This is a genomic window from Streptomyces sp. NPDC005374 (assembly GCF_042872225.1).
In the GTDB taxonomy this organism is placed as follows: domain Bacteria; phylum Actinomycetota; class Actinomycetes; order Streptomycetales; family Streptomycetaceae; genus Streptomyces.
In genome coordinates this window covers 233207-248214 of the sequence record NZ_JBIAKA010000017.1, presented here as the reverse complement: position 1 = coordinate 248214, position 15008 = coordinate 233207, and the positions used below count along the sequence as shown (strand labels likewise).

The following is a 15008-nucleotide window of genomic DNA, read 5'->3' as shown; positions in this document are numbered from 1 at the left end:
CCCCCCACCCCGTCCCCTACGCGCCGTACGCGGCGAACGGTCCATCGTGGTGCAGGCTGCCTGCAACTCCTTAGGGGCGCGGGGAACTGCGCGACAAGCCACGACGGATCCGCGGCCGCCGGTCGGCATGGCGTGGCACAGCCCTCGCGCGCGGCGGCTCGTTGCGTACGCGGGTGGGTGCAACTGCGCGACCCGTCGCGGCGGATCCGCTCACCCCCGCTGCCCGTACCCCCGCAACCGCTCGCCCGCCTCCGCCACCTGTTGCTCCGTCAGGAGGTTGGGGGTCAGGTTCGGGAGGGAGCGGGCCGTCAGCCACAGGTGGCACATCCACTCCAGTTGGGCCGTGCGGTCGTAGGCCTGGGAGAGGGTGGTGCCGTAGGTGATCGTGCCGTGGTTCTGGAGGAGGCAGGCGGAGCGGTCGGCGAGGGCGTGGAGCATGTTCTCGGCCAACTCGTCGGTGCCGTAGGTGGCGTACGGGGCGACGCGGACGGGTCCGCCGAGTGCGCCGGCCATGTAGTGGATCGCCGGGAGTTCGGGGACCAGGGTGGAGACGGCCGTGGCGTGCACGGCGTGGGTGTGGACGACGGCGCGGGCGTCGGTGCTGCGGTAGACGGCGAGATGCATGGGGAGTTCGCTCGTGGGGACCAGGCTGCCGAGGACCTGGCGGCCGTCGAGGTCGACGCCCGTCACGTCGTCCGGCGTGAGGCGGTCGTAGGGCACGCCCGACGGGGTGACCAGGACGGTGTCCCCGACGCGCACCGAGACGTTGCCGGAGGTGCCGACGACCAGTCCGTCGGAGACGGTCCGGCGGGCCGTGGCGACCAACTCCTCCCAGGCGTCGGCCCATGACTCGGCGCCTCGTACGTCCCGCGGATCCTGCTGCTCCTCAGCCATGCCGTGATCCTGCCAGCCGCGGCGCCGGGCCGCTTCGGGCCCGGGCTCTTCGGGGCGGACGCCCGGCCTCCGAAAGGCCGCATGTCGGCATACACACCTCCCTCTTACGGCTTGGCCGGGGATCGCCCGCAATGCGATGCCCTTCCAGTACTGTCTGGGCTTTGTTCTGCACGACGCCATTCCCGGGGGGACACATGGCCCGTGATCGAAAACCGGTCCGTCACCGAACCCGCGCCCTCGCCGTGTCGGTGGCCGCGCTCACCGTGGGTGGCATGGCGCTCGCCGGGGCGCCGGTCTCGGCGGCGGGGCTGCCCAGGGGGCACGACGTCTCGGCGCACCAGAAGAACGTCGACTGGCCGAAGGCCAGGGCCAAGGGCGCCGAGTTCGTCTACGTCAAGGCGACCGAGTCCACCGGCTACCGCAATCCGCAGTTCGCGGAGCAGTACGACGGCGCGCGCGGCGCGGGCATCATCCGCGGGGCTTATCACTTCGCGCTGCCGGACAAGTCGTCGGGCAGGACACAGGCCGCGTACTTCGTGCGCAACGGGGGCGCCTGGTCCGCGGACGGCTGGACGCTGCCACCGGCGCTCGACATCGAATACAACCCGTACGACAAGAAGCGCAAGTGCTACGGCATGAGCCGGGCGAGGATGGTCGGCTGGATCGCGTCGTTCAGTGACGAGGTGAAGCGGCTCACCGGCCGCCGTCCGGTGATCTACACGACCGCCCACTGGTGGAACACCTGCACGGGCGGCAGCGGCGCCTTCGCCTCGAACCACGCGCTGTGGGTGGCCCGCTACCGCTCGGCGGACGCGGGTGCCCTGCCTGTCGGATGGTCGTTCTGGACGTTCTGGCAGTACGACAACAAGGGCGGCCTGCCGGGTGATCAGAATCTCTTCAACGGGTCCGCGAGCCGGCTGAAGAAGTTCGCCCGGGGGTCGTAGCCCTGAGGCACATGGGGCGCATGGGGTCCGGGGCGTACGACGTAGCAAGAGACGCCCACTCCGGTCACCGCGCGGCCCTGCTCAGTTCATCTTCCGTTCACCCAGGTTACTTACGTTCAACCGACCAATGACTTCGAACGATTGCCTGGGTAAATGGAAAACTTCTCGCTGATCCTCGCGATTGTGGTGGTAACCGCACTCGCGTTCGATTTCACGAACGGTTTTCATGACACCGCCAACGCGATGGCCACCACCATCTCGACCGGTGCACTCAAGCCCAAGGTCGCGGTGGCCATGTCCGCCGTGCTGAACCTTGTGGGCGCTTTCCTCTCGGTGGAGGTCGCCAACACGATCTCCAAGGGTCTCGTCGACGAGACCGGCATCCGTCCCGAGGTCATCTTCGCCGCCCTGGTCGGCGCGATCCTCTGGAACCTGCTGACCTGGCTGGTGGGCCTGCCCTCCAGTTCCTCGCACGCCCTGATGGGCGGTCTGATCGGCGCCACCATCGCCTCGGCGGGCATGGGCGCGGTCCACGGTGACGCGCTCGTCACCAAGGTCCTCATCCCGGCGGTCGCGGCTCCCATCGTCGCGGGCGTCGCCGCCATGCTGGCCACCCGCCTCTCCTACACCCTGGGCAAGAAGGCCGACGGCAAGGCCGCCGCGAAGGGCTACCGCACCGGGCAGATCGCCTCGGCCGGCCTGGTCTCACTCGCCCACGGCACGAACGACGCGCAGAAGACCATGGGCATCATCACCCTCGCCCTGGTCGCCGGCGGCGTCGTCGCTCCCGACTCCGACCCGCCCACCTGGGTCATCCTGTCGGCGGGCCTCGCCATCGCGCTCGGCACCTACCTCGGCGGCTGGCGCATCATCCGCACCATGGGCAAGGGCCTGACCGACCTCCAGCCGCAGCAGGGCTTCGCCGCCCAGACCAGCGCGGCCACCGTCATCCTGGCCTCCTCCCACCTCGGCTTCTCCCTCTCCACCACGCACTCCGTCTCCGGTTCGGTGATGGGCGCGGGCCTCGGCCGCAAGGGCGGCGTCGTCCGCTGGTCCACGGCCACCCGCATGTTCGTCGCCTGGGGCCTGACGCTCCCGGCGGCGGCCCTGGTGGGCGCCCTGGCCGAGTCGGTCACCAACCTCGGCGACTGGGGTACGGCGGCTGTGGCGGTCTTCCTCGTCGCCTCCAGCGCGGCCATCTGGAAGATCTCGCGGCGCGAGGTCGTGGACGCGTCGAACGTCATCGACTCCGACGAGCCGGCCGGCGTGGTGACCACGGCGATCGCCGCCGTGACCCCGCCGCCCGTGGGCACGGTGACCGAGGACCTCACGGCCACGATCCCGGCCCCGACCGCCGCCGCGATCTCCACCCCCGTCACCACGGAGCCGGCCGCCCCGCCGGCCGCCGTCTGAGTCCGCACCCCAGCGCTAAGGAAGCCTCACCATGAAGATCGACTGGGAAGCGCTCGGCTCCGTCTTCGGCGTCAGCCTCGTGGTCACCGTGGGCCTCGTGGCCCTCTTCACCCTCGGCATCATGGGCCTCTCCCGTCAGGAGAGGGCCACGGCCCAGGGCGACTCGGCGACCCTCGCGGTCACCGGCGCGTACGTCTGCTTCGCCGCGTGCGCGGCGGCGGTGGCGTACGGCATCTCCCTGATCGTGGCCTGACGGCACCGATCGTTCGACGGCCGGGGGGGGGGGGGGGGGGGGGCGGGGGGGGGGCCCCCCCCCCCCCGGGGGGGGGGGGGCCCCGCGCCCCCCCCGGGGGGGGGGCGGCGGGGGGGCGTGCCCGCCCCCGCCCGGCGCGGGCCCGGCCCCCCCGTCTCGCTGCCGGCCGGGGGCTGACGGGAACGGCGGGGCCAGACCCCCCCCGGCCGTCCGTGTGCTGCGGGTCCACCGTCTCCCCGGCCGGTGGTGTGGGGTTCTGCACACTCTCCCGCCGCAGGTCAACAGCAAGTTGACTGCCGTTCGGGTGCGTGGTGGACTGCCGGAGCCATGTACGACGGCAGCAGAGGAAGCCGGTTCAAGTCCGGCGCGGTCCCGCCACTGTGACCGGGGTAGGTAGCCCCGGGAGCCAGGAACTCTCGCCGTCGGTCTCGTCGAACCAGGGCGTGGACACCCTGAGTGAGGACATATCGCGATGCCCGCCTGCCCTTCGAGGTACCGCACCCGCTCGCTTGCCGACCCCACGGCCGGCTGACCCGATGCGTGCCGATCGCGTCTTCGCGTACGGCGCCGCCGCCGGACTTGTCGGGGATCTGCTGCTCGGTGATCCGCGCCGGGGACATCCGGTCGCCGTGTTCGGGCGCGCGGCCGGGGCCGTGGAACGGGTGCTGTGGCGGGACCACCGCGGGTGGGGCGCGCTGCACACCGCCGTGTGTGTGGGCGGCGCGATGGCGCTGGGTGCCGTCGCGGAACATGTCGTACGTCCGTCCCGTACCGCTTCCGTCGTGCTCACCGGTGCTGCCACCTGGGCCGTTGTGGGCGGGACTTCACTCGTGCGGGAGGCCCGGGTCATCGGGCGGGCGTTGGAGGCGGGGGATGTCGAGGCGGCCCGGGACCGGCTGCCGCATCTGTGCGGGCGGGATCCGCAGGCCCTCGACGCCGACGGGATCGCGCGGGCCGTGGTGGAGTCCGTGGCCGAGAACACCTCCGACGCCGTCGTGGGCGCCCTCGTGTGGGGGGCCGTCGGCGGGGTGCCGGGGCTGCTCGGGTTCCGGGCCGTGAACACGCTGGACGCCATGGTGGGGCACAAGTCGCCCCGGTACCGGCGGTTCGGGTGGGCCGCCGCCCGGTTCGACGACCTCGCCGGGTGGCCCGGGGCGCGGCTCACCGCCGTGCTCGCCGCTGTCGCCGGGGACAGTCCACGGGGTGCCGTGCGGGCTTGGCGCCAGGACGCGCGCAGACATCCGAGTCCCAACGCCGGTCCTGTGGAGGCCTCGTTCGCGGGGGCCCTGGGTGTGCGGCTCGGGGGGACGCTGTCGTACGCGGGGCGGGTCGAGCATCGGCCCGTGCTGAATCAGGGAGGGCGCGCTGTCGCCACCGCCGACATCGAGCGCGCCGCGCGGCTCTCGCGGCGTGTGGGGCTGCTGGCGCTCGGCGTCGGTGTCGTCGCGCGGATCGCCGTGAAGGGACGTGGGGCATGAGCGGTGGGGGGCTGCTGGTCGCCGGTACCACCTCCGACGCCGGCAAGAGTGTCGTCACCGCCGGGATCTGCCGGTGGCTGGTGCGGCAGGGAGTGAAGGTCGCGCCCTTCAAGGCGCAGAACATGTCCCTCAACTCGTTCGTGACGAGGGAGGGGGCCGAGATCGGGCGGGCCCAGGCCATGCAGGCGCAGGCCTGCCGGGTCGAGCCGACCGCGCTCATGAACCCCGTGCTGCTCAAGCCGGGTGGCGAGCAGAGCAGTCAGGTCGTGCTGCTCGGGAAGCCCGTGGGCGAGTTGAGTGCCCGGGGGTATCACGGCGGGCGGCAGCAGCAGCTTCTCGGGACGGTGCTCGACTGTCTCGCCGAGTTGCGGGGCACGTATGACGCGGTGATCTGTGAGGGGGCCGGGAGTCCGGCCGAGATCAATCTGCGGCGCACCGACATCGTCAACATGGGCATCGCCCGCAACGCCGGGCTGCCCGTGCTGGTCGTCGGGGACATCGACCGGGGCGGGGTCTTCGCCTCCTTCTTCGGGACCGTCGCGCTGCTCTCCCCCGAGGACCAGGCGCTGATCGCCGGGTTCCTCGTCAACAAGTTCCGGGGTGACGTCTCGCTGCTCGAACCCGGGCTCGACATGCTCCACGGGCTCACCGGGCGCCGTACCTACGGTGTGCTGCCCTTCCAACACGGGCTCGGGATCGACGAGGAGGACGGGCTGCGGGTCTCGCTGCGGGGCACGGTCCGGGAGTCGAACACCGCTCCGCCCGTCGGGGAGGACGTCCTGCGTGTCGCCGTCTGTGCCGTTCCCCTGATGTCCAACTTCACCGACGTGGACGCCCTGGCCGCCGAACCCGGCGTCGTGGTGCGGTTCGTGGACCGGGCGGAGGAGTTGGCGGACGCCGACCTCGTCGTGATCCCGGGGACCCGGGGGACCGTCCGCGCGCTGAAGTGGCTGCGGGAGCGGGGGCTCGCGGAGGCCATCGGCCGCAGGGTCGCCGAGCAGCGGCCCGTCCTCGGCATCTGCGGCGGGTTCCAGATCCTCGGCGAGCACATCGAGGACGAGGTCGAGAGCCGTCAGGGGCATGTCGAGGGGCTCGGAGTCCTGCCCGTGCGGGTGCGGTTCGCCCGCGAGAAGACCCTCACCCGGCCGGTGGGCGAGGCCCTCGGCGAGCACGTCGAGGGGTACGAGATCCATCACGGGGTCGCCGACGTCAGCGGCGGAGAAGCCTTCCTCGACGGCTGCCGCGTCGGCCAGACCTGGGGCACGCACTGGCACGGTTCGCTGGAGTCGGACGGGTTCCGGCGGGCGTTCCTGCGGGAGGTGGCGGCCGCCGCGGGCCGCCGGTTCGTGCCGGCCCCCGACACCTCGTTCGCCGCGCTGCGCGAGGAGCAGCTCGACCGGCTCGGCGACCTGATCGAACAGCACGCGGACACGGACGCGCTGTGGCGGCTCATCGAGTCCGGTGCGCCGCAAGGACTGCCTTTCATTCCACCGGGAGCGCCCGCATGAGCACAGTGTTGTTGTTGTCGACCGCCGACACGGATCTGCTGGCGGCCCGGGCCGCCTCGGATGCCGGGTACCGGATCGGCAACCCGACGCGCGTCGACGTCACGGACGAACTGCCCGCGCTCCTCGACGGCGCGGACATCGCCGTCGTACGGCTGCTCGGCGGCAAGCGGGCCTGGGAGGACGGGCTGGCCGCCCTGCGGTCCTCGGGCATCCCTACCGTGCTGCTGGGCGGGGAGGCCGTCCCGGACGCCGAGTTGATGGCGGACTCGTCGGTGCCCGCCGGTGTTGTGGCCGAGGCGCTGAAGTACCTCGTCGAGGGCGGGCCGGACAACCTCACCGAACTCGCCCGGTTCCTTTCCGACACCGTGCTGCTGACGGGCGAGGGGTTCGTCGAGCCGCGGAAGATGCCGGAGTACGGCGTCCACGGCTCGTACGCCTTCGAGGAGGGCCGTGCGACCATCGGCGTGCTCTTCTACCGGGCCCATGAACTCAGCGGCAACACCGCCTTCGTGGACACCCTGTGCGAGGCGATCGAGGCGCGCGGCGCCAACGCCCTTCCCGTGTACTGCGGTTCACTGCGCGGGGCCGACGCCGAGTTCTACGAGCTGCTGGCCAAGGCCGACTGCCTCGTCGCCACCGTCCTCGCCGCCGGCGGCACCCACGCCTCGCAGGCCTCGGCCGGCGGGGACGAGGAGGCCTGGGACATCGGCGCGCTGGCCGACCTCGACGTGCCGGTGCTGCAAGGGCTCTGCCTGACGTCGTCGAGGGCCCAGTGGGACGGGTCCGACGCGGCCCTCTCCCCCATGGACGCGGCGATGCAGGTCGCGATCCCGGAGTTCGACGGGCGGCTCATCACCGTGCCGTTCTCCTTCAAGGAGCAGGGACCCGACGACGTCCCGGTGTACGTGGCGGACCCGGAGCGGGCCGCGCGGGTCGCCGGGATCGCCGTGCGGCACGCGCGGTTGAAGTACAAGCCGAACGCGGAGAAGAAGCTCGCGCTGGTCTTCACCGCGTATCCGACCAAGCACTCGCGGGTCGGCAACGCGGTGGGTCTCGACACGCCCGCTTCGGCGGTGCGGGTCCTCGACTCGCTTCGGGACGCCGGGTACTCGCTCACCGAATACCCTTCAGGCGGCGACGAGTTGATCCACCGGCTCATCGAGGCCGGCGGTCACGATGTCGAGTGGCTGACCGAGGACCAGCTGGCGTCGGCGCCCGCGCGGGTGCCGCTCGCCGACTACCGGGCGTGGTTCGACACGCTCGACCCGAAGCTGCGGGACGCCATGCTGGAGGCGTGGGGCGAACCGCCGGGCTCGCTGTACGTCGACGGGGACGACATCGTGCTGGCCTCGCTGCAGTTCGGGAATGTCGTCGTGATGATCCAGCCGCCGCGCGGTTTCGGGGAGAACCCGATCGCGATCTACCACGACCCGGACATGCCGCCGTCGCACCACTACATGGCCGCGTACAGGTGGCTGGAGAACTCTTTCGGTGCCGACGCCGTCGTCCACATGGGCAAGCACGGCACGATGGAGTGGCTGCCGGGCAAGGGCCTTGGTCTCAGCGGGAGTTGTGCGCCGGACGCGGTGCTCGGTGAGCTGCCGTTGATCTACCCCTTCATCGTCAACGACCCCGGTGAGGGCACCCAGGCCAAGCGGCGCGGGCACGCCACCGTCGTCGACCACCTGGTGCCGCCGATGGCGCGTGCCGACACGTACGGCGACCTGGCCAAGCTGGAGCAGCTGCTGGACGAGTACGCGCTCGTCTCCGATCTGGACCCGGCCAAGGCCCCGGCCGTCCGGGCGCAGATCTGGACGCTGGTGAAGGCGGCCGAGCTCCATCACGACCTGCATGTCGACGAGCAGCCGGACGACACGGCGTTCGACGAGTTCGTCATGCACATCGACGGCTATCTGTGCGAGATCAAGGACGTGCAGATCCGTGACGGGCTGCACATCCTCGGCGGTGGTCCGGTGGGTGAGCCACGGGTCAACCTCGTGCTCGCCGTGTTGCGGGCCTCGCAGGTGTGGGGCGGTCAGGCCAACGCCCTGCCGGGGCTCAGGGCCTGCCTCGCGGCCCATTACGGGCTCGTGGAGAAGGAGTTGCTCGCCGAGCCGGGCGCTCCGGTGAAGGTCCCGGTCGAGCTGTCCGACCTCGTCGAGGGCCCGTCCCGTTCGGCCGCCGACGCGATCGACCTGCTGGAGCAGCTGTGCCGGCGCCTGGCGGAGCGGATGGAGGACCTCTCCTGGGACACGGCGGCGGCCGCGCCCCTCGTCCGTGACGTCCTCGGCACCGAACTCCCCGACGCCGTCGCGGTGTTGGAGTTCGCCTGCGACGAGGTCGTACCCCGGCTCGCGCGCACGACGGACGAGATCGACCACATCCTGAAGGCCCTGAACGGCGGCTTCGTCCCGGCGGGTCCTTCCGGTTCGCCGACCCGTGGGCTCGTCAACGTCCTGCCGACCGGCCGGAACTTCTACTCCGTCGACCCCAAGGCCATTCCCTCCCGGCTGAGTTGGGAGGTCGGACAGGCGCTCGCCGACTCCCTCGTGCAGCGGTACCTCCAGGACACCGGCGACTACCCGAAGTCCGTCGGCCTGACGGTCTGGGGCACGTCCGCGATGCGTACCCAGGGCGACGACATCGCCGAGATCCTGGCACTGCTGGGCTGCCGTCCGGTGTGGGACGAGGCCTCGCGCCGGGTCACCGGCTTCGAGGTGATCGGCCTCGCGGAACTCGGGCGGCCGCGCATCGACGTCACCGTCCGGATCTCGGGCTTCTTCCGGGACGCCTTCCCGCACGTGGTCGGGCTGATCGACGACGCCGTGCGCAGGGTCGCCGAGCTGGACGAGCCCGCCGAGCAGAACTTCGTGAAGGCGCACGCCGACGAGGACACCGCCGAGCACGGTGACCGGCGGCGGGCCACGGCCCGTGTCTTCGGGTCCAAGCCGGGGGCGTACGGGGCCGGGTTGCTCCCGCTGATCGACGCCCGCAACTGGCGTTCGGACGCCGACCTCGCCGAGGTGTACGCGGTGTGGGGCGGCTACGCCTACGGGCGCGGACTCGACGGGCGGGCGGCGCGCGGGGACATGGAGACCGCGTTCAGGCGGATCAACGTGGCCGCGAAGAACGTCGACACCCGTGAGCACGACCTCGTCGACGCCGACGACTACTTCCAGTACCACGGCGGCATGGTCGCGATGGTCCGCCACCTCACGGGCGCCAACCCCGAGGCATACGTGGGTGATTCGGCCACGCCCGACCAGGTGAAGACGCGGACGCTCGGCGAGGAGACCCACCGGGTCTTCCGGGCCCGCGTGGTCAACCCGCGCTGGATGGCGGCGATGCGTCGGCACGGCTACAAGGGCGCCTTCGAGATGGCGGCGACCGTCGACTACCTCTTCGGCTACGACGCCACGGCCGGCGTCGTCGACGACTGGATGTACGAGAAGCTCAGCGCGGAGTACGTCTTCGACCCGGAGAACCGGGACTTCATGAAGAAGTCCAACCCCTGGGCGCTGCGCGGCATCACGGAGCGGCTGCTGGAGGCCGCCGAGCGCGGACTGTGGGCCGAGCCGGACGCGGACACCCTGGAACGGCTGCGGGCCACCTACCTGGAGCTGGAAGGCGACTTGGAGGGCGACGACAAGTGAGTACCCCCTTTCCGTTCACGGCCGTCGTCGGCCAGGACGACCTGCGGCTCGCGCTGCTGCTGAACGCCGTGTCACCTGCGGTCGGCGGTGTGCTGGTGCGCGGCGAGAAGGGCACGGCCAAGTCGACGGCGGTGCGCGCCCTTTCGGCACTCCTGCCGGAGGTCGAGGTCGTCGCCGGCTGCCGTTTCTCCTGCGACCCGTCCGCTCCCGACCCCTCGTGCCCGGACGGCCCGCACGAGAGCGGGAACGGCGTCCGGCGCCCCTCCCGCATGGTCGAACTCCCCGTCGGCGCCTCCGAGGACCGGCTGGTCGGCGCCCTCGACATCGAGCGCGCGCTCGCGGAGGGCGTGAAGGCCTTCGAGCCGGGCCTCCTCGCCGACGCGCACCGCGGGATCCTCTACGTCGACGAGGTCAACCTCCTGCACGACCACCTCGTCGACCTGCTGCTCGACGCGGCCGCGATGGGGGCGTCGTACGTGGAGCGGGAGGGCGTCTCCGTGCGGCACGCCTCGAAGTTCCTGCTCGTGGGCACCATGAACCCCGAAGAGGGCGAGCTGCGGCCGCAGTTGCTCGACCGGTTCGGGCTGACCGTCGAGGTCGCGGCCTCGCGGGAGCCCGACCAGCGGGTGGAGGTCGTACGGCGACGGCTCGCGTACGACGACGATCCGGCGGGTTTCACGGCCCGTTGGGCGGACGAGGAGACGGCCGTACGGCAACGGGTCGTCGCCGCACGGGAGTTGTTGCCGTCGGTGCGGCTGGGCGACCCGGCGCTGCGGCAGATCGCGGCGACCTGCGCCGCGTTCGAGGTGGACGGCATGCGGGCCGACATCGTGATGGCCCGGACCGCCACCGCGCTGGCCGCCTGGGCCGGGCGGACGGACGTGCTCGCGGAGGACGTACGGCAGGCCGCGCTGCTCGCGCTGCCGCACCGCAGGCGCCGTAACCCCTTTGACGCGCCGGGACTCGACGAGGACAAGCTGGACGAGACGCTGGAGGAGTTCAGCGGCCCCGAGGACGATGACGAGCCGGATCCGGACGGACCCGGTGACGGCGGTGGGGACGGTGGGCAGCCGCCGTCGTCCGACGGGCCGCAGGCCGACGGTGACTCCGGTGCGCAGCCCGAGGCCGGTGAGGGCGGTGAGCCGCAGGCATCCGGCGCGGGGTCGGGTGAGCAATCCGCCGCGCGGGCTTCCGAGCCGTTCCGTACGAAGGTGCTCAGCGTGCCTGGACTCGGTGAGGGTGCCGCCGGGCGGCGGTCGCGGGCCCGGACCGAGCACGGACGGACGACCGGGGCGCGGCGGCCCCGCGGGGCCCTGACCAAGCTGCACCTGGCGGCCACCGTGCAGGCCGCGGCGCCGCATCAGCGGGCCCGGGGGCGGTCGGGGCGCGGTCTCGTCGTCCGGCGCGATGATCTGCGGCAGGCGACGCGTGAGGGGCGCGAGGGCAATCTCGTGCTGTTCGTCGTCGACGCCTCGGGGTCGATGGCGGCGCGGCAGCGGATGAGTGCGGTGAAGGGGGCCGTGCTGTCGCTGCTCCTCGACGCGTACCAGCGGCGGGACAAGGTGGGTCTGGTGACCTTCCGGGGGTCGGCCGCCGAGGTGGCGCTGCCGCCGACGTCGTCCGTCGATGCAGCGGCGGCCCGGCTGGAGACGCTGCCGACGGGTGGCCGTACGCCGCTCGCAGCCGGGCTGCTGCGGGCGCACGAGGTGCTGCGGGTGGAGCGGCTGCGGGATCCGGCCCGGCGGGCGCTGGTCGTCCTGGTGACGGACGGGCGGGCCACCGGAGGGCCCGAGCCGGTCGCCCTCGCGGGCCGGGCGGCCCGGCTGTTCGCCGCCGACGGGGTCGCCTCCGTCGTCGTCGACTGCGAGTCCGGGCCCGTGCGGCTGGGGCTGGCCGGGCAGCTCGCCGGTGAACTGGGAGGTACCGCCGTGACGTTGGACGAGTTGCGGGCGGACTCGATCGCAGGGCTCGTGAAGGACGTACAGAGGAGGGCCGCGTAATGCCTCAGGGGCAGCCGAGTGTGGTGCCGGAGGACGGACTGACGACCCGTCAGCGCCGTAACCGGCCGTTGGTGGTCGTGCACACGGGCGTCGGGAAGGGGAAGTCCACCGCCGCGTTCGGGCTCGCGCTGCGGGCCTGGAACCAGGGGTGGCCCATCGGGGTGTTCCAGTTCGTCAAGTCGGCGAAGTGGAAGGTCGGCGAGGAGAACGCGCTGCGGGTGCTCGGCGCCAGCGGTGAGGGCGGGTCCGTGGACTGGCACAAGATGGGCGAGGGCTGGTCCTGGGTCCAGCGGGACGCTCAGATGGACAACGAGGAGAAGGCCCGGGAGGGCTGGGAGCAGGTCAAGCGGGATCTGGCCGCCGAGACGTACAAGCTGTATGTGCTCGACGAGTTCGCGTACCCCATGCACTGGGGGTGGGTGGACACGGACGAGGTTCTTGATGTGCTGCGGGAGCGGCCCGGGACCCAGCACGTGGTCATCACCGGGCGGAACGCGCCCGACAAGCTCGTCGAATTCGCCGATCTCGTGACCGACATGTCCAAGGTGAAGCACCCCATGGACGCCGGGCAGAAGGGGCAGCGGGGTATCGAGTGGTGATGTCCTCATCCGATTCCGTCCCACGGCTGGTCATCGCCGCGCCCTCGTCGGGCAGCGGCAAGACCACCGTCGCCACGGGGCTGATGGCCGCGTTCGCCGCGCGGGGGCTCGCCGTGTCCCCGCACAAGGTGGGCCCGGACTACATCGATCCCGGGTATCACGCGCTCGCGAGCGGGCGGGTGGGGCGGAATCTCGACGCGTACCTGTGCGGGCCGGAGCTGGTGGCTCCGCTGTTCCTGCACGGGGCGCGGGGGTGTGACATCGCCGTCGTCGAGGGTGTGATGGGCATGTTCGACGGGGCCGCGGGGGAAGGTGAGCTGGCCTCCACCGCGCATGTGGCGAAGCTGCTGCGGGCGCCGGTGGTGCTGGTGGTCGACGCCTCCTCGCAGTCCCGGTCGGTCGCCGCGCTGGTGCACGGGTTCGCGTCCTGGGATCCGGAGGTGCGGGTCGGGGGCGTGATCCTCAACAAGGTCGCGTCGGATCGGCACGAGGCGTTGCTGCGGGAGGCGTTGGAGTCGGCCGGGGTGCCTGTGTTCGGGGTGTTGCGGCGGGTGGCCCAGGTGGACACGCCGTCCCGGCATCTGGGGCTGGTGCCGGTCGCCGAGCGGCGGGCGGCTGCGGTGGAGGCGGTTGCGGCGATGGCGGCGCAGGTCGAGCGCGGGTGTGATCTCGATGGGCTGATGCGTCTTGCGCGTGGCGCGGGGGTGTTGGCCTGTGCTGCTTGGGATGCGGCTGAGGTCTTGGTTTCCTCGCCCCCGCCGCCCCTACCCGTCCCGTCCTCCAGGGGCTCTGCCCCTTCGACCCCGCCCGGGGGGCTCCGCCCCCGGACCCCCGCTCCTCAAACGCCGGAGGGGCTGAGTCACCCAGGGGCGCGGGGAACTGCGCGACCAGCCCCCACTCAGCCGCACCAGACCGCCGACCGGCCCGTGAGGGTCGCCGTCGCCGGCGGCCCCGCCTTCACCTTCTCCTACGCCGAGCACAGCGAACTGCTCACCGCGGCCGGGGCTGACGTCGTCCCCTTCGATCCCTTGCGGGACGAGCGACTGCCCGACGGGACCGCCGGGTTGGTCATCGGGGGTGGGTTTCCCGAGGTGTACGCCGCTGAGCTGTCCGCCAACGAGCCGCTGCGGACGGCTGTTTCCGCGCTGGCGGAGAGCGGCGCTCCCGTCGCCGCCGAGTGCGCCGGGCTGCTCTACCTGTGCCGTGAACTCGACGGGCAGCCCATGTGCGGGGTGCTCGACGCCTCCGCGCGGATGGAGGAGACCCTCACCCTCGGGTACCGGGACGCCGTCGCCGTCAGTGACAGTTCGCTCGCCGTCGCCGGGACGCGGATGCGGGGGCACGAGTTCCACCGGACGGTCGTGGAACCGGAGGCGGGGGACGCCGCCGCGTGGGGTGTGCGGGTGCCCCGGCGGCGGCTCGAGGGTTTCGTACAGCGTGGTGTGCACGCGAGTTATCTGCACACGCACTGGGCCTCGGAGCCCGGTGTCGCCCGTAGGTTCGTGGAGAGGTGCCGGACGTCATGAGCAGCAGCAGGTTGATCGGGGTCGGGGTCGGGCCCGGGGATCCGGAGCTGGTGACCGTCAAGGGTGTCAACGCCCTGCGCGCCGCCGATGTGATCGTCGTGCCCGTCATGGACAGCGGGGAGCGGGGGCGGGCCGAGGCGACCGTTCTGCACTACGTGCCCGAGGACAAGGTCGTACGGGTCGTCTTCGCCCTCAACGAGCGCAGCGACCGGGGCCGGCGTGAGGCCGCCTGGGACGCCGCCGGGGAGCGGGTCGTCCAGTTGCTGGCCGCGCACTCGTCCGTCGCCTTCGCCACCATCGGCGACCCCAACGTCTATTCCACCTTCACCTATCTCGCGCAGACCATCGGCGAGCTCGTGCCGGACGTGGTCGTCGAGACCGTCCCCGGGATCACCGCCATGCAGGACCTCGCGGCCCGTTCCGGGGCCGTGCTGACCGAGGGCACCGAGCCGCTCGTCCTGGTGCCCGTCACCGCGGGGGCGGCCGTGCTCAAGGAGGCCCTGAGCGGGCCCGGGACCGTCGTCGCCTACAAGTTCGGGCGGCAGGCCGGCGAGGTGGTCGAGGCGCTGCGGGAGACCGGGCGGATCGAGGACGCCGTATGGGGATCGGCCCTGGGGCTGGAGGGTGAGTCCATTCGGCCCGCCGCGGAGCTCGACGGGGCCGCGTTGCCGTATCTGTCCACGCTCATCGCGCCCGCGCGGCGCGACGGTACCCGGGGCGGCAAACTGTGAGTCCCTCAA

11 protein-coding genes and 1 riboswitch are annotated in these 15008 nt (G+C 72.1%); of the genes, 10 read left to right on the top strand and 1 reads right to left on the bottom strand.

Features of this window, described 5'->3' with window-relative positions; all coding sequences use genetic code 11:
• Positions 1 to 210: 210 nt before the first annotated feature.
• The gene (locus ACFYRX_RS36110; RefSeq protein ID WP_389109331.1) at positions 211 to 894 is read right to left on the bottom strand and encodes a class II aldolase/adducin family protein; all 684 of its coding nucleotides are present in this window, start codon (positions 892 to 894) and stop codon (positions 211 to 213) included.
• 194 nt (positions 895 to 1088) lie between these two features.
• Between ACFYRX_RS36110 and ACFYRX_RS36105 the strand changes: the two genes are divergently transcribed.
• The 10 genes from ACFYRX_RS36105 (at position 1089) to cobI (ending at position 14999) form a co-directional block, all read left to right on the top strand.
• A complete protein-coding gene (locus tag ACFYRX_RS36105) occupies positions 1089 to 1838 on the top strand; it encodes a lysozyme (protein ID WP_389109328.1) in 750 nt (249 codons plus the stop codon).
• 153 nt (positions 1839 to 1991) lie between these two features.
• On the top strand, positions 1992 to 3251 hold the full coding sequence (locus tag ACFYRX_RS36100; RefSeq protein WP_389109325.1) for an anion permease: 1260 nt from the start codon (positions 1992 to 1994) through the stop codon (positions 3249 to 3251).
• Between the two features lie 31 nt (positions 3252 to 3282).
• Entirely contained in the window at positions 3283 to 3504 is a 222-nt protein-coding gene (locus ACFYRX_RS36095) for a hypothetical protein (protein ID WP_389109322.1), read from the top strand.
• A gap of 303 nt (positions 3505 to 3807) precedes the next feature.
• Positions 3808 to 3943: riboswitch (cobalamin riboswitch) on the top strand.
• A 97-nt stretch (positions 3944 to 4040) separates the two neighbouring features.
• Positions 4041 to 4982 (top strand): cobalamin biosynthesis protein, encoded by a 942-nt coding sequence (locus tag ACFYRX_RS36090; protein ID WP_389109319.1) that lies wholly within the window; start codon positions 4041 to 4043, stop codon positions 4980 to 4982.
• Positions 4979 to 6490 (top strand): cobyric acid synthase, encoded by a 1512-nt coding sequence (locus tag ACFYRX_RS36085; RefSeq protein WP_389109316.1) that lies wholly within the window; start codon positions 4979 to 4981, stop codon positions 6488 to 6490. The genes ACFYRX_RS36090 and ACFYRX_RS36085 overlap by 4 nt, the downstream gene beginning before the upstream one ends.
• Positions 6487 to 10143 (top strand): cobaltochelatase subunit CobN, encoded by a 3657-nt coding sequence (cobN, locus tag ACFYRX_RS36080; protein WP_389109313.1) that lies wholly within the window; start codon positions 6487 to 6489, stop codon positions 10141 to 10143. Before ACFYRX_RS36085 ends, cobN begins: the two co-directional genes overlap by 4 nt.
• Positions 10140 to 12143 (top strand): putative cobaltochelatase, encoded by a 2004-nt coding sequence (locus ACFYRX_RS36075; RefSeq protein WP_389109310.1) that lies wholly within the window; start codon positions 10140 to 10142, stop codon positions 12141 to 12143. Before cobN ends, ACFYRX_RS36075 begins: the two co-directional genes overlap by 4 nt.
• Entirely contained in the window at positions 12143 to 12742 is a 600-nt protein-coding gene (gene cobO, locus ACFYRX_RS36070; RefSeq protein ID WP_389109308.1) for a cob(I)yrinic acid a,c-diamide adenosyltransferase, read from the top strand. Before ACFYRX_RS36075 ends, cobO begins: the two co-directional genes overlap by 1 nt.
• Positions 12742 to 14268 (top strand): cobyrinate a,c-diamide synthase, encoded by a 1527-nt coding sequence (locus tag ACFYRX_RS36065; RefSeq protein WP_389109305.1) that lies wholly within the window; start codon positions 12742 to 12744, stop codon positions 14266 to 14268. The genes cobO and ACFYRX_RS36065 overlap by 1 nt, the downstream gene beginning before the upstream one ends.
• Positions 14253 to 14999 carry a precorrin-2 C(20)-methyltransferase gene (gene cobI, locus ACFYRX_RS36060; RefSeq protein WP_389109302.1) on the top strand — a complete coding sequence of 249 codons (747 nt, stop codon included), beginning with the start codon at positions 14253 to 14255 and terminating at the stop codon, positions 14997 to 14999. Before ACFYRX_RS36065 ends, cobI begins: the two co-directional genes overlap by 16 nt.
• Positions 15000 to 15008: the final 9 nt, after the last annotated feature.

Coding starts and splice junctions, on each gene's coding strand:
- ACFYRX_RS36110 (WP_389109331.1), bottom strand. CDS start 894: ATGGCTGAGGAGCAGCAGGATCCGCGGGACGTACGAGGCGCCGAGTCA.
- ACFYRX_RS36105 (WP_389109328.1), top strand. CDS start 1,089: ATGGCCCGTGATCGAAAACCGGTCCGTCACCGAACCCGCGCCCTCGCC.
- ACFYRX_RS36100 (WP_389109325.1), top strand. CDS start 1,992: ATGGAAAACTTCTCGCTGATCCTCGCGATTGTGGTGGTAACCGCACTC.
- ACFYRX_RS36095 (WP_389109322.1), top strand. CDS start 3,283: ATGAAGATCGACTGGGAAGCGCTCGGCTCCGTCTTCGGCGTCAGCCTC.
- ACFYRX_RS36090 (WP_389109319.1), top strand. CDS start 4,041: ATGCGTGCCGATCGCGTCTTCGCGTACGGCGCCGCCGCCGGACTTGTC.
- ACFYRX_RS36085 (WP_389109316.1), top strand. CDS start 4,979: ATGAGCGGTGGGGGGCTGCTGGTCGCCGGTACCACCTCCGACGCCGGC.
- cobN (WP_389109313.1), top strand. CDS start 6,487: ATGAGCACAGTGTTGTTGTTGTCGACCGCCGACACGGATCTGCTGGCG.
- cobO (WP_389109308.1), top strand. CDS start 12,143: ATGCCTCAGGGGCAGCCGAGTGTGGTGCCGGAGGACGGACTGACGACC.
- ACFYRX_RS36065 (WP_389109305.1), top strand. CDS start 12,742: ATGTCCTCATCCGATTCCGTCCCACGGCTGGTCATCGCCGCGCCCTCG.